General features: G+C 61.8%; 17 protein-coding genes. 8 read left to right on the top strand and 9 right to left on the bottom strand.

What is annotated here, in order from left to right; translation table 11 throughout:
- Nucleotides 1-3 precede the first annotated feature (3 nt).
- Nucleotides 4-1,386 carry an exopolysaccharide Pel transporter PelG gene (gene pelG / locus SADO_RS00650; RefSeq protein WP_353108367.1) on the top strand — a complete coding sequence of 461 codons (1,383 nt, stop codon included), beginning with the start codon at nucleotides 4-6 and terminating at the stop codon, nucleotides 1,384-1,386.
- 480 nt (nucleotides 1,387-1,866) lie between these two features.
- Here the strand turns inward: pelG and SADO_RS00645 are convergent, their stop codons facing one another.
- The 6 genes from SADO_RS00645 to SADO_RS00620 form a co-directional block, all read right to left on the bottom strand.
- On the bottom strand, nucleotides 1,867-2,232 hold the full coding sequence (locus tag SADO_RS00645) for a pilin (RefSeq protein WP_353108365.1): 366 nt from the start codon (nucleotides 2,230-2,232) through the stop codon (nucleotides 1,867-1,869).
- 1,155 nt (nucleotides 2,233-3,387) lie between these two features.
- The gene (locus SADO_RS00640; protein ID WP_353108363.1) at nucleotides 3,388-3,858 is read right to left on the bottom strand and encodes a pilin; all 471 of its coding nucleotides are present in this window, start codon (nucleotides 3,856-3,858) and stop codon (nucleotides 3,388-3,390) included.
- A gap of 164 nt (nucleotides 3,859-4,022) precedes the next feature.
- Nucleotides 4,023-4,241, bottom strand: coding sequence for a translation initiation factor IF-1 (gene infA, locus SADO_RS00635; RefSeq protein WP_353108362.1), 219 nt, complete (start codon nucleotides 4,239-4,241; stop codon nucleotides 4,023-4,025).
- 92 nt (nucleotides 4,242-4,333) lie between these two features.
- Nucleotides 4,334-5,074, bottom strand: coding sequence for a leucyl/phenylalanyl-tRNA--protein transferase (aat, locus tag SADO_RS00630; RefSeq protein ID WP_434547874.1), 741 nt, complete (start codon nucleotides 5,072-5,074; stop codon nucleotides 4,334-4,336).
- Entirely contained in the window at nucleotides 5,071-6,213 is a 1,143-nt protein-coding gene (locus SADO_RS00625) for a GNAT family N-acetyltransferase (RefSeq protein ID WP_353108360.1), read from the bottom strand. Before SADO_RS00625 ends, aat begins: the two co-directional genes overlap by 4 nt.
- 120 nt (nucleotides 6,214-6,333) lie before the next feature.
- Nucleotides 6,334-6,669, bottom strand: coding sequence for a hypothetical protein (locus tag SADO_RS00620; protein WP_353108358.1), 336 nt, complete (start codon nucleotides 6,667-6,669; stop codon nucleotides 6,334-6,336).
- A 190-nt stretch (nucleotides 6,670-6,859) separates the two neighbouring features.
- On the opposite strand from SADO_RS00620, the gene SADO_RS00615 reads away from it, so the two are divergent.
- From SADO_RS00615 to SADO_RS00600, 4 genes are all read left to right on the top strand, one after another.
- Nucleotides 6,860-9,328 (top strand): DNA translocase FtsK, encoded by a 2,469-nt coding sequence (locus tag SADO_RS00615; RefSeq protein ID WP_353108357.1) that lies wholly within the window; start codon nucleotides 6,860-6,862, stop codon nucleotides 9,326-9,328.
- A gap of 129 nt (nucleotides 9,329-9,457) precedes the next feature.
- Nucleotides 9,458-10,105: an outer membrane lipoprotein periplasmic chaperone LolA gene (gene lolA, locus SADO_RS00610; protein ID WP_353108356.1), complete on the top strand. Its 648-nt coding sequence runs from the start codon at nucleotides 9,458-9,460 to the stop codon at nucleotides 10,103-10,105.
- Nucleotides 10,102-10,506 (top strand): VanZ family protein, encoded by a 405-nt coding sequence (locus SADO_RS00605; RefSeq protein WP_353108355.1) that lies wholly within the window; start codon nucleotides 10,102-10,104, stop codon nucleotides 10,504-10,506. The genes lolA and SADO_RS00605 overlap by 4 nt, the downstream gene beginning before the upstream one ends.
- Nucleotides 10,475-11,872 carry a replication-associated recombination protein A gene (locus SADO_RS00600; protein ID WP_353108354.1) on the top strand — a complete coding sequence of 466 codons (1,398 nt, stop codon included), beginning with the start codon at nucleotides 10,475-10,477 and terminating at the stop codon, nucleotides 11,870-11,872. The genes SADO_RS00605 and SADO_RS00600 overlap by 32 nt, the downstream gene beginning before the upstream one ends.
- A gap of 20 nt (nucleotides 11,873-11,892) precedes the next feature.
- Here SADO_RS00600 and SADO_RS00595 read toward each other — a convergent pair whose 3' ends face one another.
- Entirely contained in the window at nucleotides 11,893-12,570 is a 678-nt protein-coding gene (locus tag SADO_RS00595) for a haloacid dehalogenase type II (RefSeq protein ID WP_353108353.1), read from the bottom strand.
- Between the two features lie 393 nt (nucleotides 12,571-12,963).
- Here SADO_RS00595 and SADO_RS00590 point away from each other — a divergent pair, with 393 nt between their 5' ends.
- Nucleotides 12,964-13,656, top strand: coding sequence for a response regulator (locus SADO_RS00590; protein ID WP_353108352.1), 693 nt, complete (start codon nucleotides 12,964-12,966; stop codon nucleotides 13,654-13,656).
- Here the strand turns inward: SADO_RS00590 and SADO_RS00585 are convergent.
- A complete protein-coding gene (locus tag SADO_RS00585) occupies nucleotides 13,653-17,189 on the bottom strand; it encodes a PAS domain-containing hybrid sensor histidine kinase/response regulator (RefSeq protein ID WP_353108351.1) in 3,537 nt (1,178 codons plus the stop codon). The genes SADO_RS00590 and SADO_RS00585 overlap by 4 nt on opposite strands.
- A gap of 159 nt (nucleotides 17,190-17,348) precedes the next feature.
- On the opposite strand from SADO_RS00585, the gene serS reads away from it, so the two are divergent.
- Nucleotides 17,349-18,623, top strand: coding sequence for a serine--tRNA ligase (gene serS, locus SADO_RS00580; RefSeq protein ID WP_353110040.1), 1,275 nt, complete (start codon nucleotides 17,349-17,351; stop codon nucleotides 18,621-18,623).
- 21 nt (nucleotides 18,624-18,644) lie between these two features.
- On the opposite strand, the gene cysB is transcribed toward serS, so the two are convergent.
- Entirely contained in the window at nucleotides 18,645-19,625 is a 981-nt protein-coding gene (gene cysB, locus SADO_RS00575; protein WP_353108350.1) for an HTH-type transcriptional regulator CysB, read from the bottom strand.
- A 124-nt stretch (nucleotides 19,626-19,749) separates the two neighbouring features.
- Here cysB and SADO_RS00570 point away from each other — a divergent pair, with 124 nt between their 5' ends.
- Nucleotides 19,750-20,562: a sulfite exporter TauE/SafE family protein gene (locus SADO_RS00570; RefSeq protein WP_353108349.1), complete on the top strand. Its 813-nt coding sequence runs from the start codon at nucleotides 19,750-19,752 to the stop codon at nucleotides 20,560-20,562.
- The last annotated feature ends 23 nt before the right edge of the window (nucleotides 20,563-20,585 follow it).

Raw genomic sequence — 20,585 nt, 5'->3', positions numbered from 1 at the left:
GGCATGGCCGGTATTGGTTTCGAGCTGCGCAAGCTGCTGCGCAAGGACAGCTATTTCGGGCTGCTGCGCGCGTACGGTTACGCCGGCATCATCAGCTCCGGCCCTTGGGTGCTGTCGATCCTGGTCATCATGGCGATCGGCCTCTTGGCGCTTGGGCTGTTACCGGATCGGTCCGATCAGATCTGGCAGTTCCTGGTGTCGGTGACGTATCTGGTCGCCGCATCACTGTGCCTGTCCGGCCTCGCGCAGCTGATATTTACCCGTTTCGTAGCGGATCGACTGTTCGAGAAGAAGCAGGGCATCATCCTGCCCAATCTGATTGGCCTGCTTACGGTGATGAACCTACTGGCCGCAGGCATCGGCCTAACGGTGTTGCTCACGCTATTTGGCGGCACGCCATTGCTTTATCAGGTCGAGATGTTCGTGGGCTTTGTCCTGCTCACGAATATCTGGTGCATCACGGTGTTCATCACCGGTATGAAAGCGTACCGCCAAGTGCTCTGGGCGTTCTTCATCGGCTATTCCGTCACTTTCGTGCTCGGCATGGCGCTGCGCCGATACGACCTCGAAGGCCTTCTCGGCGGCTTCGTCATCGGGCAGGGCATCCTCTGCTATATCCTGTTGTTCCTTGTCCTGCGCTATTACCCGGGCGACCGAATCGCGGCGTTCGACCTGCGCCGCGCGAACCTCACGTTCCGTTCGCTGATCTTTACGGGGTTGTTCTACAACCTGGGCATATGGGCGGACAAGTTCCTGTTCTGGTACAACCCAGCGACCTCGGAACACGTGATCGGGCCGCTACGCGCATCGCCGATCTACGACTTTCCGATCTTCCTGGCTTACCTCTCGATCGTGCCCGGCATGGCCGTGTTTCTAATCCGTATGGAGACCGACTTCTCCGAGCGGTACGACGCGTACTACAACGCCGTGCGTGATGGCGATACGCTCAGTCATATCGAGCTGCGCCTCGACCGCATGGTCGAGACCGTGCGACAGGGCGTCTACGACATATTCAAGATCCAGGGCATCACCGTCGTCGCGCTGCTGCTCGTCGCCCCGTCGCTGATCGATTGGCTCGGCTTCTCGCCGTACTATGTCCCGCTGTTCAACATCGACATCGTGGCCGTCGGCATCCAGGTCCTGTTCATGGCCATCCTCAACGTCCTGTTCTATCTGGACAAGCTAAAGATCGCTTTGTTGCTCTGCCTGCTGTTCTTTGTTTCGAACGTCCTGCTCACGCTACTGAGCATGTATCTGGGCGCGATTTTCTACGGCTACGGCTTCGCGCTCTCGCTGATGATCTCGTCACTGGTTGGCTTGGCCGTTCTGGATCGAGAGTTCCAGCAGCTGACTTATCAGACGTTCATGTTGCAGCGGCAAAGTTGAGGACAGATAGGTCGGAGTTTCGGCATGGTTGTGCTTGCCGGTCCACCTCCGGGTTGGGTCTAGCGTGTAGTCATGGGGACTGCACCGCGACTCGATTAGCAGCTCATAGCGCTGCGGCGGCGGCGACGCCCATCAAAGGTGAGCCGTTGCCCGATTGAGCGGCGTCTGCCTTGAGTTCGATTCGCGGAACGAGTCGCTTGTGCGTCTCTCCGATCATCGCGGAGACCGCGGGGCGCCCGGTTCGGGCTCGCAGGAACTGATGCAAATAAGCGGGAAATTACAGTCTTGACCCAGCGATTTTCACGCTATGCGCGCGCTCGGTTTGAACGCAGCGAAGTCGGGTCCCGTGACTAAGTTGTTTCGTTGCGTTATTCCGATTTAGGCACCGTAGCCGAATCAAATTTTTTGCGGGGTTGTGTCTCGACACTTGCGGGTGCCCTGGCCTTCGCGGCGGTGGTGGTGCATCGCCACGCTAGCGAGTTATTGCTCGTCGAAGGAGTTAACGGTCATCGTTTTCCCTTTCAAGGCGCTATCGTCCTTGAAGGTCGCCGTGATGATCGCGTCCGCCACCGCGACTTTCTTTACATAAGTGCCCGTAACTGCGTCCTCTGCGGGTATTGAGCCAAAGCCATTGTCAATCCCGTCGAGATCATTACGGTCTTCATGGGCCTCCGCCACTGCCGTTTTCACACCGCTGACAAGACTCAGTGCTTCGGAGAACTGCGCACGCGCCACATAGTTCGAGTAGGTCGGAACAGCGATTGCCGTGAGGATGCCGATAAAAGCCACGACGATCAGCAATTCGATAAGCGTAAAACCTGACACGCGCGACGCGGGCTTGGCCATGATTGTTCTTCTCAAGAATAGCCGACTACGAGCGCTTGGCACGGAACTGCAGCGAATAGGTTGCTGAGGACTAATAGATTATCGGTGGCTAGAAGATTCTACTGGGCAGTTTCCCCTATAAAAGTCGCCGCGAGCGTATCTGGACGTCTTTGATCGCCTGAAAATCGGGCGGTACAGTTATGCAATTATTCCTCGTGCAGTGTATCTAAACCTAGTCCGGCGATCAGTTGGACCGCAGCGAAGGCTTCGTTATGCTTTCGTTAGCAGACCATTCGTTACTCTGTTCGTCATTCAGGTCCGATAGCCGGTTGCCTGTCACCTCTAAGCTCACGCCAATTTACACAACCAATGGCGCATTCCTTCGCGCGCTGATATGCAACGCGGCTTTAATTTAATCGCTGAAGTCTTCTTACCAGCTATCACGCACTAATAGCGCCGCTCGGCGGGTATCAATCTTGAGCGTCTCGAAATAACGCACTGTAGTGGTCTTGTCGTTCCGCTGGTGCGCGTCCCAGATTCGTATAGAGCGGAGAGACGTTACACACCAATCGCCAGAACCCAATGCTATCGCATGATAGTCGGACCACCGAATAGAGTTTAATATAGTGGGAGCAGGTCAATATGTATTGCGTTACTCGACCACGCTTTCGTTTTAGCGGCCTCCCGGGCGTGCCGGTACGAGCTAGGTCGTGGGCTGACTTGCGCGTATCGGCGCTCGGCAGCCTGCATAATACTGTGGACTTTCGCCGTCGGGTCACGATGAGGTGAACATGGCTGGGTGAGGCGGGAACATGTGCGCATGAATATCACGATCGGCCTGACCAGTAGTGGTTCTTAGACACTGCAGATAGAATCGATATTCGTAGAACTTGACGACGGACTTTTAGCGGTCGCTGCCCCGCTAGATGGTGTTGTTGCGTCATCTCGGCGAGATTAAGGAGGCAAGCGTGGCTTGGGCGCGTCGGACAAGTGCTTCGTCTCCCAAGCCACCTCTAGCAGAGCAAATGTGTCGGATTCCTTTGCGCGCCCGATTTTCTCTGACTTCACGCGCAAAAAAGCGGCAACTTACAGTCGCCGCTTTTGAATTTATTCTTAATATATTGTTATGCGCAAGACATTTGTTGTGAAGCTCTTTAAGCCGAAGCTACCAGAAAACTAGTCAGCTGTAGTTCCGCGGCAATTTGCGGGGAAGAATTGGGCTACGGAAGCGTCATTGACTGTACATGCCCATTCGATTGGGCCGTTATACCCTGTCGTAATGGCGGCCCCAGCGTTAGTTTGAGGGGTAAAAGTCAGTGTCGCGTCGTTGAGATCTGTGTTGCCGGTTCCCTGCACTGCAACGGCAATGACGCCGGAAGTGACGGTTACGCTCTCTACGAATTCAGAAGTAATGTTGCCCGGCGTATTATCGAGCCCTGCAGCCTGATTGTCAGCGGGTAATGTTCCAGTAGTTTGGTAGGTTTCAGCGACTGCGGTTTTCGCGGCGCTAGCAGCTGTCACGGCTTCAGTCATACGTGCTCGCTGCGTATAATTCTGGTATTGCGGAATAGCAATTGCCGCCAGTATCCCGACGATCGCGACGACGATCATCAGTTCGATGAGAGTAAAGCCTTGTTGCTTCTGCATTGGGTTCCCCCGATTGAGCGTGAAAGAGGACGTCGAGTGGTGACGCACTGCAGTTATAGCACGTAGTGTGCCATCTTATAAGTTCTTATATAATAAGCGCTTGCAACCGAAGTGACGTGAAAGGTCACATCAGAACGCGTCAAAAGGTGACGCGAAGCGTCACCTTAGCGGCCGCGGTAGGTAATCCGGCCCTTGGTGAGGTCGTAGGGGGTGATCTGCACGGTGACGGTGTCGCCCCGGAGAATACGGATGTAATGCTTGCGCATCTTGCCGGAGATATGCGCGGTCACGATGTGGCCGTTCTCCAGCTTCACCCTAAAAGTGGTGTTCGGCAGCGTTTCTACAACGGTGCCGTCCATTTCAATGTGGTCTTCTTTTGCCATTGACTCCTGATCTCGATTCGGCGATTAACCGGTGGATTATCGGTGATAAGCCGCATGGGTTCAATCATGCGGGGTTTGCGACGCTGCGTTTGCTAGGCGCCGATATGGCTGGCGTCCTGTGGTACGTCGATATCAAACTGCCAGGGGCCGGTGATGCCCGGGCGCTGGGCGGCCTCGTATACCACCTTGAGAAACTTACTGCGTGGCAGGTCCATGGCGCCCATGCGATAGAGATGGTCGGAGCCGACCTGGCCATCGAGTAGCGGAAAACCCCAAGCGTGTAACTGGCGCGTCAACCAGACGAGCGCAATCTTGCTGGCGTCACGCTCGCGGCTGAACATGGATTCGCCGAAGAACATGCGCCCGAGCGCCATGCCGTATAGCCCGCCAATCAGTTCGCCGTCGCGCCATACCTCGATCGAGTGGGCGTCGCCCAAGGCATGGAGCTTGGCGTAGGCCGCGCGCATCTCCGGACCCAGCCATGTGCCGGGATTGCCCTTGCGCGTGCCGGCACAGGCGCCTATGACGCTGTTGAAGTCTTCATCCAGCGTGACGGCGTAATCGGCCTTGGCAATCGTGCGTTTCAGGCGTCGCGACACGTGCACGCTATCGGTGACGAATACGGTGCGTGGATTGGGACACCACCAGAGAATCGACTCGTCCGGGTTGTACCAGGGAAAGATGCCGTGGGCGTACGCACGGCGCAGGCGTTGCGGTGACAGGTCGCCGCCCATGGCGAGCAGCCCGTTGGGCTCGTCAAGCGCAAGCGACGGATCCGGGAACGCGCCGTTCGGCGTATTCGGGTCGAGCCAGTACACCCGCAGGCCGCTCACGAGGCGCGCAAAGTTTCGACGGCGAAATTGGATCGCTCGCGTTGCTCGGCCTGGAACGAGCGCATCATCTCGGCTTCACGCACACAGAAGTTGTCGACGGCGGACGACAGGCGTGGGTCGGCGATGAAGTGGTATGACCAGGTCGCGACCGGCTCGAAGCCGCGGCGGATCTTGTGTTCGCCTTGGGCGCCGGCGTCGAAGCAGGCGAGGCCGTGCTCGATGCAGTAGTCGATGCCCGCGTAGTAGCAGGTTTCGAAATGCAGGCTGTGGTAATCCGTCTCGCAACCCCAGTGGCGCCCGTAGAGCGTGTCGTCGCCAACCATCATGAAGGCCATGCCGACGGGCGTGGCGTGATGATAGGCGATAAAGAAAAGCACCTGATCGCCCATGCGCTCGCCGAGCTCGTCGAAAAAATTTCGGGTGAGGTAGGGCGCCTGCCCGCGGATGGCGTAGGTGCGCCCGTAGAAGGCGTAGAGCGTGTTCCACAATTCGGGATCGATCTCATCAGGCGTGCGAACGACGACCGTGACGCCGGCATCGTGCATCCGCTTGCGCTCGCGGCGGATTTCCTTGCGGCGTTTCGACGACAGGTGCGACAGGAAATCGTCGAAATCGCGATAGTCGCGGTTGTACCAACGGTACTGGCATCCGCGGCGCGGGGTGGCACCGGCCTGCGCCAGCGCTTCGCCGGTCTCGTCGTCCGGGAATAGGGTATGGAGCGATGAATAGCCGAGTCGCTCGGGCAGTGCGGTGAGGTGTGCCGCCATCTCGGCGCGCGCATCGGCGTCGCGGGCCAGGATGCGCGGCCCGGCGACCGGCGTGAACGGAATCGCATTCAGCAATTTCGGATAGTAGTCGAGGCCAAGCTGGTCGTAGGCATTCGCCCAGGCGAAGTCGAAAACGAACTCGCCGTAGGAATGCGCCTTTTCATAGAGTGGCGCCGCGGCGATCAATTGGCCGTCGTCGTCTTCGAGCAGGCAATGGGCCGGCTTCCATCCATTGTGCTCACAAACGCTCTCGCTGGCCTCGAGTGCGGCGATGAAGCCGTGCTGGATGAAGGGCTGGCGAGTACCGCAGAGCGCGTTCCACGTATCGACGGGGACGTCGAGAATGGTGTCGACTTGGGCGAGTCGGGCCATAGGGCTATCAGAGCGTAGGTGACGGGCGAATGCAATCGGCCGGAGACAGCGAGCGCATCATGAAGGACTCACGCGCCGCCGTGCGCGCCGGCAGACCGACTATACGCAGATAAGACCCAATCAGTTGAGGGCGTATCGCCGCCCGATGGCGTCGCGCAGGGCATATTGCACGCAGGCATCGTGCTCGAATGCGTCGAGTTTATCCTGCTCGTTCTCGGCGGTGCCGGCTTCCTGAATACGTCCGGCGTTGTCGAAACTCACGATCGCGCCCAGCGTCTTCACATGGATCTCGCCGTCATCGTTGGCTTGATCCTCGTAGGCGACCTGCACATAGCGCAAGCGCTGTTCAGCGTGTTGAGGCAAGTCGCGCTTGCCTTCGGCGACTTCCGAAGCCTCGGCTTCGCTGAACTCCTCGATCGCACCGTCTTGAGTCAGCAGAAAATGATGTACGGACATTGCACACCTGAATCGATATGGTTATAGCGTCTAAAATGGTGCATAAACTGCGCCAATTCAAGATCGTGCGCGCACCTCTTCAAGACGTTAGTCCATTTATCCGGGCTGTCTCGGGTACAATTCCGCCCATGAGGGCAGTATTTTCCGTCTCGTGGTGTCGCGCGTTCAGCACGCCAGTGAAGGGCTATTGATGGCAAAGGCAGTCGCCAAACAGGCCAAGGCTACGAAAGCCGGTCCAAAGCAGAGCACCAAAGCGCGTGCGCAGGCGAAAAACGCCGAGCCACCGAGCCGCTATCGTCAGCGCCTGGGGCGACTGATGCGCGAGGCCGTTCTGTTCGCGGCCGCGGCGATCACGCTGTTCCTGCTTGCCGCACTCGTTTCCTACAGTCCGCGTGACCCTGGCTGGTCCGGACTTGGCGACGGTACGGCGATTCGCAACCTGTTTGGCGCGCCCGGTGCCTGGTTCGCGGACGTGCTGCTGAGCCTGTTCGGCTATCTCGGCTTCATTTTCCCCTGGCTGGTGCTCTACGGCGGCTGGCTGGTATTCGCCAACAGCGAGCGCCCGGCAAACGACGCCTTCTCCAAGAGCGTACGCGCGGCGTCCTTGCTGCTGTGGCTTATTTCGGGATGCGGCCTGGCATGGCTTGCCCTTGGCGATCAGACACAGATCATGCCGCAGGGTAGCGGTGGCATCCTCGGGGCGGCTAGCGCCGGTGCTTTGGCCGGCGTGATCAACAAGATCGGCGCCGCCTGGCTGTTGATCACCGTATTCGTGATCACGCTATCGGTGGGGCTGGGCTTTTCCTGGCTGGTTGTTACCGAGCGTACCGGCAGTTTCGTGCTCTCGGTCGCGCACGGCGGGTTTACCGGGTTGATCGATCGTTTCAAGGCCTGGCAGGCCACGCGTGCCGAGCGTAAGGCGGCCGCGCCGCCGAAGCCCGCGCCGGTCAAGCGCGACAAGAAGCGTGTCGCGCCGACATTCGGTAATGGCGACGGGAAAGAAGAGGCGGCTTCACCGCAGGGCAATGCTGCCGCGGCGTCGACGACGACCGCGTCCGGAATTCGCGTCAAGAAACCGAAGAAGACGATCAAGGCCAGCCAGCTCGATCTGCCGATCGAGGAACAAGTGGAAGTGCCCACCTACGATCCGGAACGCGACAGCCCGATTCCGCCCACGGCGCTGCTTGATCCGGCGCGCGAGAGCAAGAATCAGCAGGACGAAGCCGTGCTGCAGCACATGTCGGAAATGCTCGAGCAGCATCTGGCCGATTTCAACGTGCAGGGCAAGGTCGTGGCCGTCGAGCCGGGCCCGGTGATCACCCGCTTCGAACTGGATCCTGCGCCGGGCGTGAAGGTCAGCCAGATCTCGAATCTGGCGAAGGATCTGGCGCGGGCGATGTCCACCACCAGCGTGCGCGTGGTGGAGGTGATCCCCGGAAAATCGGTGGTCGGCCTGGAGATTCCCAACGCGGATCGCGAGATCGTGATGCTGCGCGAGATTCTCGAGTCGCCGCGTTATACGGGCTTGAACTCGCCGCTTACGCTGGCGCTCGGCAAGGATATCGGCGGCAATCCGGTCACCGCCGATCTTGGCAAGATGCCGCATCTGCTGGTGGCGGGCACGACCGGTTCGGGCAAGTCGGTGGCGGTCAACTCGATGATCCTGTCGATCCTGCATAAGGCCACGGCCGAGCAGGTTCGCCTGATCATGATCGACCCGAAGATGCTGGAGCTTTCGGTCTACGAAGGTATTCCGCACCTTCTTGCGCCTGTAGTCACCGACATGAAGGACGCTGCCAACGCGCTGCGCTGGTGTGTGGGCGAGATGGAGCGCCGCTACAAGCTCATGGCGGCGCTCGGCGTCCGCAATGTGGCGGGCTATAACGTGAAGGTGCGCAAGGCGATCGACGCCGGCACGCCAATCGAGGACCCAATCCTCAAGAACGCTCAGTCGAACGATCAGGCCGAGGCCGGCGAAGAAGTACCCACGCTCGAGCCGATGCCCGCGATCGTGATTGTGGTGGACGAGCTCGCCGACATGATGATGGTCGTCGGCAAGAAGGTCGAAGAGCTGATCGCACGTATCGCCCAGAAGGCGCGAGCGGCCGGCCTGCATATGATTCTGGCTACCCAGCGCCCATCGGTCGACGTGATCACGGGCCTGATCAAGGCCAACATTCCGACGCGTATCGGTTTCCAGGTTGCGTCCAAGATCGACTCCCGCACGATTCTCGACCAGCAGGGTGCGGAAAGCCTGTTGGGCCACGGTGACATGCTTTACCTGCCGCCGGGCACTGGCTTCTCGACGCGTGTACATGGTGCGTTCGTCGACGATCACGAAGTGCACAAGGTCGTCGAATACCTCAAGCAGGTGGGCGAGCCGGACTATATCGAGGAGATTCTCGACGGCGGCGGCAACGATGCCGAGGGCGGTACGGACGACGGCGACGATATCGAAGCCGATCCGCTCTACGATCAGGCTGTGGCAATCGTACTCAAGACCCGCAAGGCCTCGATCTCCTACGTGCAGCGCCGCTTGCGCGTCGGCTATAACCGAGCGGCGCGGCTTATAGAGCAGATGGAGAACGCGGGCATCGTCGGGCCGCTGGAGGGCAGCGGCGGACGCGATGTGCTGGCGCCGGCACCGCCCGAGGATTGAACTTGGCACGCGCGATGGCCTCCAATGTGAATCAGCCGCCCGCGCCGTAGTTCAGGGGTGATTCATCGCCGGCGCTTAGCATCATCGTCAATTCGAACAGCCCGTTTCCGATAGAAAGGAGAGCGCTTCATGCCTCTGCGCCGTATTCTTGCCGCCTCGATTCTGCTTTGCGCCGCCGTGAGCGCGCAGGCCGACGGGATCGGTGATCTCGAAAGCTTCTATAACAACGTCGACAGCCTTTCGGCCGACTTCGAGCAGGTTCAGCAGGATGACCGGGGTAATACGCTTCAGGAAGCGGGCGGCACGTTCGACCTGTCGCGTCCCGACAGTTTTCGCTGGGAGTACACCGAGCCCTACAAGCAGGCGATCGTCAGTGACGGCGATGTCTTCAAGTTCTATGACGTCGACCTGGCGCAGGTGACGATTCGCAGCATCGACGCGACCCTGCGCGCGACGCCCGCGCTGCTGCTGACCGGCGGTGCCGCGCTAGAGGATGCGTTCAATATCGCCTCCGCGGGCCAGCGCGATGGCATGAGCTGGGTCAAGTTGACCCCGCGCGCCGATGACACCGATTTCCAGGAAGTACGCCTCGGCCTCAAGGAGCAGGTGCCCAGCGTCATGGAACTGGACGACAACCTCGGCCAGACGACACGGATCCGCTTCACCGACGTCGAGCTCAATCCGGATCTGCCCGACTCCCGCTTCACGCTCGATATTCCGGATGACGTTGAAGTCGTGGACGGACGCGGGATGAACGAAGGCGGTGGGAACCAGTGAGCCAGACCGGGAGCGGCTACAAGATGTTCCGTGTCTGGCTGACGTTCGGCTTTTTGGGCTGTGCCGTCCTGTTCTATGCCTGTCTGATGCCCAGCCCACCGACGCTGCAGGTGAGCAACTTTGACAAGATCGAGCATTTCGCCGCGTTCGCGATTCTCGGCGCCTGGTTTGCTGCCGTGCTCGCACCGCGCTATCTGCTGGTCTTTTTTGGGCTGGCTGTTTTCGGCGTGGCGATCGAATTGATCCAGGCGGCGACAACCTATCGCAGTGGCGACCCGTGGGACTTTCTCGCCGACGGGGTGGGGCTGGTCTTCGGTATCGGGTTGGCACGGATCGGCGCCATGGACTGGCTGCGTTATATTGATCGGCGTGTCTCAGCAGCAAGAAATCGCACTGGATAGCGGACAGCCGAATGCCGGGCGGCCGCTCGCGGACCGTATGCGCCCGGGCCGGCTGACGGACTACGTCGGTCAGACGCATATCCTCGGCCCGGACAAGCCGCTGGCTCGTGCGCTGGCGGCCGGGCGTATCCATTCCATGATCCTCTGGGGCCCGCCCGGCACTGGCAAAACCACGCTTGCGCGCCTGCTGGCCGCAGCGGTCGATATCCGCTTTGTGCAGATCTCGGCGGTGATGGCCGGCGTCAAGGACATCCGCGCAGCGGTCGCCGAGGCTCGGGAAGCGCGGGAGGCCAACGGGCAGGGCACGCTGCTGTTCGTTGACGAGGTCCACCGCTTCAACAAGGCGCAACAGGACGGCCTGTTGCCCTATGTGGAAGACGGCACGCTGGTGCTGGTCGGTGCAACGACAGAAAACCCGTCGTTCGAGGTCAACAACGCGCTGCTCTCTCGTACGCGTACCTACGTGCTGCGTGCGCTCGACCAGGCCGCGATCCGCGAACTCATCGACCGCGCGCTCGCCGACGAGCGCGACGGCCTGGGTGGCCAAGGCCTTTCGATGTCGGATGACCTGCGAGATCAACTCGCCGCTCGTGCCGACGGCGACGCGCGCCGTGCGCTCAACCTACTCGAGCTGGCGGCGGATATCGCGGCGGGACGCGATAGCGGCGCCGCCGAGATCAGTCAGTCCGATCTCGACGAGGTGCTGCGCGAAGGCCTGCGTCGCTTCGACAAGGGCGGCGACTATTTCTACGATCAGATGTCGGCCCTGCACAAGAGCGTGCGCGGCACCGACCCGGATGCCGCGCTTTACTGGCTTTCACGCATGCTCGAAGCCGGCTGCGACCCGCGCTACGTCGCGCGCCGGGTCACGCGTATGGCGAGCGAGGATATCGGTAATGCTGATCCGCGCGCGCTGCGGATTGCGCTCGACGCCTGGGAAACCTACGAGCGCCTCGGCACACCAGAAGGCGAGCTCGCCATAGCCCAGGCCACGGTTTATATGGCCTGTGCGCCCAAGTCGAATGCGGTCTATGCCGGCTTCAACGCCGCCTGGCGCGATGCGCGCGAGCGCGGCACGCTCGAGGTGCCGATGCATATCCGCAACGCCCCGACCAAGCTCATGAAGGATCTTGGCTATGCCGAGGGCTATCGCTACGCGCACAACGAAGACGACGGCTATGCCGCCGGCGACAGCTATCTGCCGGAAGAACTGGTGGGCACGCGTTACTACACGCCGGTGCAACGCGGCCTGGAGATCAAGATTGGCGACAAGCTCGCGCGGCTGCGTGAGCGCGATGCGCACGCCTCGGCCGACCGTCGCGCCACGCGCAGTCATCCCGACGCGAAGACCGGCGCAGACGACTGATCGGCCGCAGTGGATCGACCTCAGTCGTCGCTCGCGGCGATAAGCCGCTCGGCCACTTCGCTCAGGTCGGCACCGACGACATCGGGAATTTCGCCGGCGTGGTTCATCACCGCACCCCCGCGAGCCACGAACGCGGCCTGACAGCCTGCGCGCATGGCGCCCGTCACGTCCCAGTCGTGGGCCGCGATCAGGCGCATCGCAGCCGGTTCGCAGTCCAATGCGTTGGCCGCCACGGCATAGGCCGAGGGGTGCGGCTTGTAATGCTGCGCCTGGTCGACCGACAGCACGTGCTTGAACAGTGGCGTGAGGCCGGCATTCTCGAACTGCGCATCCACCGTCTTCTGGGCTGAGTTGGTCAGCGCAACCAGCGTGAACCCGTTGCTTTGCAGACGTTCTAGCGCTGCGGGCACCTCGGGATGTGGCGCCAATGTGGTAATGGCGTCGAAGATGGTCTGCTTGTCCGCGGCGTTGAGCGTTTCGCCTCGTTGACGCGCAAGCGTGTCCAGACAAGCGGCCGCGAGTTCGCTGAAATCGAGAAACTCACCGGTCAGTGTCGTGACGGTCGACCAATGCAGGAGGCTGGCGAACCATTGCTTGCGGGTGTCCGCATCGCCGAATACGTCCGCAAAGCAGGCATCGAGCGGAGCGAGATCGAGCAGCGTTTCGTTGACGTCGAATACGAGAAGCGGGGTGTGCATGGCGCTTTTGCTATCAGATGATTGCGACTCAGGCTAAGTCACCACACCAGCAAAGGCGAACGGTGGTGTGGTGTTAGCGGTTCCAGCCATCAAACCCCGAGCGCAGTTCGCGCGCCAGGGTGGTCTCCGCACACGCCAAAGCAGGCTATGCGAATGGCGGTCGGGTGCGCGTCGTGGCGCGTGCTGCGCGGGGGCGGCTCTGCTCGCGCCGGGCGCGAGAGCTTGTCCGGCATTGGCCCGTAGGCCGGGGGTCGCTGAATTGAAGAACGCCGTAATGTCCGCCCAACGCTCATGAAAGCACGGCGAAAAAATGAAAAACCCTATTCGCCATAGGTATTAGTACGGTATCTCGTTTATGATTGCCGCATTGATTGGCCTTAGGAATCTAGGGCTATGGGCGCAGACCACATTGAGGCGACGATGAAGGTCGTAATTGCAGATGATCATCCACTGTTCCGGTCGGCGCTAAGCCAGGCTGTGAATCAGTGCCTGGATTCTCCGCAGCTGGTGACTGTCGGTTCCTTCGACGAACTCAGCGATATCCTCAAGACTGAGGCTGCCGCCGATCTGCTTCTGCTGGATCTGAACATGCCGGGTGCCCGCGGGTACTCCGCGCTCGTCCATGCCCGCAGCGTAGCTCCGGCCCTGCCGGTGATCGTGGTTTCGGCCTATGAGGACGCGAGCGTGGCGCGTGCCGCGCTCGATCACGGTGCCTCGGGATTCATCCCCAAATCCTCCTCCCCGGAGACGATGGCCAAGGCGATCGATACCGTGCTTGCCGGGGATCGCTGGGCGCCGGAAGCGGTCGACCAGGTCGAGAACAGCGACAGCGCTTTTACCGACAAGCTTGCGCTGCTCACGCCGCAGCAACAGCGCGTACTCGTGATGCTTACCGACGGCCTGTTGAACAAGCAGATCGCGATCGATCTGAACATCTCAGAGGCCACGGTGAAGGCGCATATCACCGCGATCCTGCGCAAGCTCGGCGTCCATACCCGGACTCAGGCTGTTATTGCCGCGCGCAGTCTCGAGATCGACTGGGCCAGCTACGGCCGCAGCGCACCGGGCGCCCCCGAAAACGGTTAGGCACTAGCCGCGTCGGTCGCCAGCCGCGCCAGCGTTGCCCGGAGTTTCGCGGGCGCGAGCGGCTTGTAGAGCACCGTGACCCCCATGCCGCGTGCGCGCTCCACGATCGCCTGATCGCGGTTGGCGGTAATCAGCACGCAGGCCACCGACCGGATCGCGCGTATCGATTCGGCAAGCGTCAGGCCGTCTGGGGTATCGCTGCCCAGGTCGTAATCGAGTACGGCGATATCGATCGGGATATCGGCCACCACCGCGCCGGCGTCGACTGCTGGCGCGGTAATGCACTCTGCCTCCCAGCGTTCGAGTAGACCGGCCAGCGCATCGAGTGAAGCGTCATCGTCGTCGACACACAGGATCTGCAGGCCGGCGAGCGTCTGGATGTCTTCGCGTTGGGTGGCTGCAACCGGAGTGGACAGCGGCTGTACTGCCGGGGCGACGCGTTCGAGAGTCAGGCAGAACATGGTGCCGCGCCCGGGCTTCGAACGAACCTCGATCTCGTGGCCGAGCAGCCGTGCCATGCGGTCCGCCAACGACAGACCCAGGCCCAGCCCGCGATCGCTGGCGGCGTGATCGGGCGATCCGCGGGAGAACTCCTCGAAGATCGACCCGAGCTGCTCCTCCTCGATACCGGGGCCGGTATCCCAGACTTGAATGCGGATCGTGTCCGCGCCGCGACGCACGCCCAACAGAACGCGGCCGCCGTCGGTATAGCGCACCGCGTTGGACAGAAAATTCTGCAGAATACGGCGTAGAAGCGCCGGATCGCTGCGCACCCAGCAGCTGGACGCCACGCTGTGCAGAGCCAGGCCCGAGTCGCTTGCGAGGACGGCGAATTCTGCGGTCAACGGCTCGAGAACCTGGGCGAGTGGGAAGGGCGCGGGATCGATATCCCAGGCGCCGGCATCGATCTTGGAGATATCCAGTAAGGGTTCGAGTAGTGCCTGAGCGGCTTCCAGAGAGGTCTGGATGTGCGTGAGCGCTTCACCCTGGCGCGCGCCGTTGCCGTCGCGCGCGGTCGCGGCAAACAGGCGCGCGGCGTTGAGCGGCTGGAGCAGATCGTGGCTGGCGGCCGCAAGGAATCGCGTCTTGCTGAGATTTGCCCGCTCGGCTTCGCGACGCGCTTCGTGAGCGGCCTGTTGGGCCTGGGCGCGCTGATCGTTTTCGCGCCGCAGCCCTTCGTTGGCACGGCTGAGCGCCGCGGTGCGCTCGGCAACGCGCCCCTCGAGCTGTTCGTTGGCGCGCGTGAGCGCGGCCTCGGTGCGCTTGAAGGCGGTGATGTCGTTGAACGTGGTCACGAAACCGCCGCCCGGCATGGGGCTGCCGGTCATCTGCAACACCGTGTCGTTGTGGCGATGGCGCTCGAAGCGATGCGGCCGGCCGTCGCGCATGTGGGCCAGACGTTTGCGCACGTGTTCTTCGACCGGGCCAGGGCCACATTCGCCGCGCATCGCGTTGAAACGGATCAGGTCGGCTACCGGGCGGCCGGTACGTACCAGACCGGGCGGATATTCGAACAGCTCCAGGTAGCGCGAATTCCAGGCCACCAGGCGCAGATCCTGGTCGATCACCGAGATGCCCTGGTCGATATTCTCGAGCGCGGCCTGCAACACGCTGCGGTTGAACTGCACCGCATCCGCGGTGCGGTCGATCAGTCGCACCATGTCCTCGATAGCGAGATCGCGCTGGCGCAGGCCGGACGCGAGCATCAACCGCGCCGAGGCACTACCGACCACGCCCGCGAGGCGGCGTTCTGCAAACTGCAGCAGATGCGCGTCGACAAGCTGGTTGGAGAGCATGTCGCGGTCATGGTTGCCGCCATATTCCTCGAGCGCCGCGCGCGCGGCCTGTACGCCCAGGAATCGCTGTAACAGCACTTCCAGCTCGGCCACGCGGATCGCCGGCTGCTTGGGCTCGATGCGCCGCCGCTGTGGGCGTTGCACGCCAAGATCGACGAATGCGACGGCCTGCGAGCGTTCGATCAGACTGGTCGAACTGTTCAGCGATACCGCGATCATCACCGCGATATCGGTGGCCAGAATCCAGAACACGCCGTGGGTCAGCTGATCGCCGAAGTCATAGCCGAACAGGGCCTGCGGCGCGAGCCAGCTGATATGGAATGGCCCGGTCATGACCCACGCGGTCTCGAACCAGCCCACGGCCGCGAGATTGGGCAGCACCAGCGTATAACCCCATACCGCCAGTCCGGCCGCCAGTCCGGCCATTACGCCGCGCCGACCGATGCTTCTTATGTACAGGCCGCCGATCAGTGGCGGCAGGAACAGGGCCACACCGGCGAAAGACAATAGGCCGATCGAAGCGAGCGCTTCGGATGTGCCGAACAGCCGATAACAACACCAAGCGAGTACCAGAATCGCCACGATCAGCGCGCGCCGGATATGCAGCAGGGCGTTGCCCAGATCGCGCTTGCCGGCGAAGCCGAGTCGCGGCATACGCAGCGCCAGCGGAACCACGACCTCGTTACAGAGCATGGTGGCCAGCGTGACCGTGGCCATGATCACCATGCTGGTGCCGGCCGAGACGCCCCCGATATAGGCGAACAGCGCAACGACGTGGGCGTCGGCGTGCAACGGCAGCGCCAGTACGAATCGATCCGGATTGATCTCGCCGGGTTCGAACAGCACTAGTCCGGCGGCTGCCACCGGCACGACGAAAAGCGACATCAGCAGTAGATAGAGCGGGAACAGCCATCGCGCCGTGGACAGGTCACGGGTATCGGTGTTCTCGACCACGCCGACATGGAACTGGCGCGGCAGGCATAGCGTCGCTGCGACGGCCAGAATGCAGGTGGTGATAAAGCGCGGTTCGAGCAGCGGTGCATCGAACAGCGCGTTGAATTTCTCGACTCCCGACGCCTGGGTGAACAGGTCGTCGAGGCCGTTGAACATGCCGTAGACCACGAACAGGCCCACGCAGAGGAATGCGGCGAGCTTGACCACCGACTCGAAGGCGATCGCCAGAATCAGCCCCTGATGGGATTCACGCGGGTTCACGTGGCGGGTGCCGAAGAAGATCGTGAACACGGCCATGAGCACGGCCACATAGAGCCCCGTGTCAACCCAGGGCACGTCCGGCGTCGCTGCCACATTCGTCGCCCGGGCACCCTGCGACAGGGTATAGAACGACATTGTCAGCGCCTTGAGCTGCAGCGCGATATACGGCAGCACCACGAGCAGGGCGATGCCGGAAACCAGCGCAGCCAGGCCCTGGGACTTGCCGTAGCGCGCGGCGATGAAGTCCGCGATCGATGTCGTGTTCTGCTGCTTGGCGATCAGCAGCATCTTGCGCAGGATCGGCGAAAAAACGAGCAGGGCGACCATCGGGCCGACATAGATCGGCAGATAGGTCCAACCCTGGGTCGCGGCGCTGCCGACGTTGCCGAAGAAGGTCCACGAGGTGCAGTAGACCGCCAGCGACAGGGCATAGACGATCGGCCGCGGCCCGGGCCGTTTGTGCGCGCGCCCGCGCCGATCGCCCAGATAGGCGATCGCGAACAGGATCCCGATATAGACCATCGAGATCGTGACGAGTATCCAGGCGCTGACGATAGGTCGATCCCCCGACGGCGTTGCCAGCCGTCATCGCATGTTCAAAATCGCAAACTGCAGACGCCATGGCTGCAGCCGCCTGTCGCGGCCCATATAATGCCGCGCAAATTCGCAGACAACGACGTTATGCTCGATCCCCGGCTGCTACGCAATGACCCGCAGGCCGTCGCCGAGGCTCTGAAAAGCCGTGGCTTCGCTTTTGACGCCCAGGCCTACCGCGAGCTCGATGCGCGCCGCAAATCGCTGCAGACGCGCACGGAGGAGCTGCAGGCCGAGCGTAATCGCCGTTCCAAGTCGATCGGCAAGGCCAAGGCTGCAGGCGAGGATATCGAACCCCTGAAGGCCCAAGTAAGTGGCCTCGGGGATCAGCTCGACGACGCCAAGCGCGAACTCGAGACTGTTCAGACGGAACAGGATGCCATTCGTGCCGGCCTGCCCAATATTCCGGCGGACGATGTACCTCACGGCGACAGCGAGAACGACAACGTCGAAAGCCGCCGCTGGGGCGAGCCGCGGGCCTTCGATTTCGACGTGCATGATCACGTCGAGGTCGGCGAGAAGCTTGCGGGCCTGGATGCGGCCACGGCAGCCAAGATCACCGGCGCGCGTTTCACCGTGCTGCAGGGCGGCGTCGCCCGACTGCACCGGGCGCTGATCGCCTACATGCTCGAGACGCACGTCGCGAACGGCTATACCGAGCTGAACGTGCCCTACATCGTCAATTCCAACTCGTTGTTCGGTACGGGGCAACTGCCCAAGTTTGGCGACGACCTGTTCCGCCTGGCGGAGCCCGAGGATTATTACCTGATCCCGACCGCGGAAGTGCCGATGACCAATATCGTGGCCGACGAGATCGTCGATCATGACCGGTTGCCGCTGAAGTTTGTCACTCATTCACCCTGTTTTCGCGCCGAGGCCGGCGCCGCCGGGCGCGATGTGCGCGGCATGATCCGCCAGCATCAGTTCGAGAAGGTGGAGATGGTCAATGCGGTGCTGCCGGACGAATCCGACGCTGCCCTGGAAGCGCTTACGGCGAGCGCGGAATCGATACTGCAGGGGCTGGAACTGCCGTATCGCGTTGTAACGCTGTGCACCGGCGATATCGGTTTTGCCGCCGCCAAGACCTACGACCTCGAGGTGTGGCTGCCAAGTCAGGAGACGTATCGCGAGATCTCGTCCTGCAGTAACTGCGGCGATTTCCAGGCCCGGCGCATGGGTGCGCGCTACCGCGACCCGGAGACCGGCAAGCCGCGCCTGCTGCACACGCTCAACGGCTCGGGGCTGGCGATCGGGCGTACGCTCGTTGCCGTGCTGGAGAATCACCAGAACGCGGACGGCAGCGTGGACATCCCCATGGCGTTGCAGCCGTTCATGGGCGGGGTGACCCGGCTTGAGCCGTAAGCGCAGGTTCCCGCGCGCGGACTAGAGCTTCGGCAGTTCCGCGAGCAGGCGCTCGACGAGCGCTTCGTAGCGGGCACCCGGATAGTGGGCGACGGCCTCGTCGATGCGCTCGCTGGTCAGATGGGGCGCGAAGAGCTGGATGAAGCGCCGCATATAGCCGCGCAGGAACAGGTTGTGGCGAAAGCCGATATGCGTGGTGCTGGCCGCGAACAGGTGGCTGGCATCCAGACGCACCAGATCCTGATCGGTGTTCGGGTCATAGGCCATGTTCGCGACCACGCCCACGCCGAGACCGAGCCGGACGTAGGTCTTGATCACGTCGGCATCGACCGCGGTGAGCACGACATTGGGCGTCAGCCCGCGGGCCTCGAAGGCCGCATCCAGGTGCGAGCGGCCGGTGAAACCGAAGGTGTAGGTCACGATCGGCTGCTCGGCCAGTTGCTCGAGTGAGATCTGTTCGGTGCTGGCGAGCGGATGATCGCGTGGCACCAGCACACAGCGGTTCCAGTGGTAGCAGGGCAGCATGACGAGTTCGTCGTAGTGTTCCAGTGCTTCGGTGGCGATCGCGAAATCGGCGTCGCCGGCGGCGGCCCAGCCCGCGATCTGCGGCGGCGCGCCCTGATTGATATGCAGCGATACCTTCGGGTACTCGGTTCGGAATGCACCGATCACTTGCGGCAGCGCGTAACGGGCCTGGGTATGGGTGGTGGCGACGCACAGCGAGCCACGATCGGCATCCGCGAACTCGCTGGCGGTGCGCGTGATGTTCTCCACCTCGGACAAGATCCGGCGCGTGGTTTCCAGAATGCGTGCGCCGGCCGGCGTGATGCGATCCAGATGCTTGCCGTTTCGCTCGAACACCAGTACTCCGAGTTCGTCTTCGAGCAGGCGGATCTGTTTGCTCACGCCCGGTTGTGACGTATGCAGCGCCTCGGCAGCGGCCGTGATATTCAGCCGACGCTTGGCGACTTCGTTGATATAGACGAGTTGGCGGAGTTTCATGTCGACCCTTTATCGGCGGATTTCATATGCCGGAATCTTATTAAACTATAAATATATATTTCTATCGGATTTTAGAAGCCACTGCTAGCCTGCGCTCTTTGTCGCTCTTGGAGTCGCTCAGGCGATGTTAGCGTTCAGCATTGCCGGTCTTGTTGTCGGTTTGGCGGTGGGTGTCACCGGGGTCGGCGGCGGATCGCTGATGACCCCGCTGCTGATTCTCATCTTCGGCTTCGCGCCGTCTGCCGCGGTGGGTACCGATCTGCTCTATGCCGCCGGCACCAAGGGTTTCGGTACTTGGCTCCATGGCCGTCAGCAGACCGTCGACTGGCGGGTGGTTGGCCTGATGTCAGCGGGCAGCCTCCCGGCGGCCGTAATCACTATCTTCTGGTTGCATTATGTCGGCCTGAGCCCCTGGGTCGAGAGCCTGATGACGATCACGCTCTGTGTGGCGATCATTGCCACCGCAGTGCTCACGCTCGTGCGCAAGCGGATCATGGCGCGCATGGACGTCAGTGACGCCGATGAATCGGGCCTGCCGCCGGGCCTGCTCAAACTGCGCGAGCCGATCACCGTGATCGGGGGCATCGTGCTCGGCGTGCTGGTCACCTTGTCGTCGGTCGGCGCCGGCGTGCTGGGTACCACCATGCTTCTGTTGCTGTACCCGCGCCGCGCTGCAATCCGGATTGTAGGCACCGATATCGCTCACGCCGTCCCCTTGACGCTGATCGCCGGTATCGGCCATTTGAGCTTGGGTACGACAGATCTGCCGGTGCTGGGATTCCTGCTTCTGGGCTCGCTGCCGGGCATCTATCTCGGCACACGGCTGGGGTCGCGTTTGCCTGACGGGCTGTTGCGGCCGATCATATCGGTTCTATTGCTCGTCATCGGCGCCAGCATGCTCTTTGATAGCGTGGCGTCGTTGATGCACACCGTCTAGCGTCCGACCTTCCAAGAGCGATC

The sequence above is a fragment of the Salinisphaera dokdonensis CL-ES53 genome (assembly GCF_040361215.1).
GTDB classification, from domain to species: domain Bacteria; phylum Pseudomonadota; class Gammaproteobacteria; order Nevskiales; family Salinisphaeraceae; genus Salinisphaera; species Salinisphaera dokdonensis.
The sequence above is the reverse complement of the archived record's forward strand: the minus strand, read 5'-3'. Positions and strand labels throughout refer to the sequence as shown.

Bases quoted from the DNA above. Each gene is read 5' to 3' on its own strand.
- SADO_RS00645 (WP_353108365.1), bottom strand. From the start codon at position 2,232: ATGGCCAAGCCCGCGTCGCGCGTGTCAGGTTTTACGCTTATCGAATTG.
- SADO_RS00615 (WP_353108357.1), top strand. From the start codon at position 6,860: ATGGCAAAGGCAGTCGCCAAACAGGCCAAGGCTACGAAAGCCGGTCCA.
- pelG (WP_353108367.1), top strand. From the start codon at position 4: ATGGCCGGTATTGGTTTCGAGCTGCGCAAGCTGCTGCGCAAGGACAGC.
- serS (WP_353110040.1), top strand. From the start codon at position 17,349: ATGCTCGATCCCCGGCTGCTACGCAATGACCCGCAGGCCGTCGCCGAG.
- cysB (WP_353108350.1), bottom strand. From the start codon at position 19,625: ATGAAACTCCGCCAACTCGTCTATATCAACGAAGTCGCCAAGCGTCGG.
- SADO_RS00640 (WP_353108363.1), bottom strand. From the start codon at position 3,858: ATGCAGAAGCAACAAGGCTTTACTCTCATCGAACTGATGATCGTCGTC.
- SADO_RS00570 (WP_353108349.1), top strand. From the start codon at position 19,750: ATGTTAGCGTTCAGCATTGCCGGTCTTGTTGTCGGTTTGGCGGTGGGT.
- SADO_RS00620 (WP_353108358.1), bottom strand. From the start codon at position 6,669: ATGTCCGTACATCATTTTCTGCTGACTCAAGACGGTGCGATCGAGGAG.
- SADO_RS00590 (WP_353108352.1), top strand. From the start codon at position 12,964: ATGGGCGCAGACCACATTGAGGCGACGATGAAGGTCGTAATTGCAGAT.
- lolA (WP_353108356.1), top strand. From the start codon at position 9,458: ATGCCTCTGCGCCGTATTCTTGCCGCCTCGATTCTGCTTTGCGCCGCC.
- SADO_RS00585 (WP_353108351.1), bottom strand. From the start codon at position 17,189: ATGGTCTATATCGGGATCCTGTTCGCGATCGCCTATCTGGGCGATCGG.
- SADO_RS00595 (WP_353108353.1), bottom strand. From the start codon at position 12,570: ATGCACACCCCGCTTCTCGTATTCGACGTCAACGAAACGCTGCTCGAT.
- infA (WP_353108362.1), bottom strand. From the start codon at position 4,241: ATGGCAAAAGAAGACCACATTGAAATGGACGGCACCGTTGTAGAAACG.
- SADO_RS00625 (WP_353108360.1), bottom strand. From the start codon at position 6,213: ATGGCCCGACTCGCCCAAGTCGACACCATTCTCGACGTCCCCGTCGAT.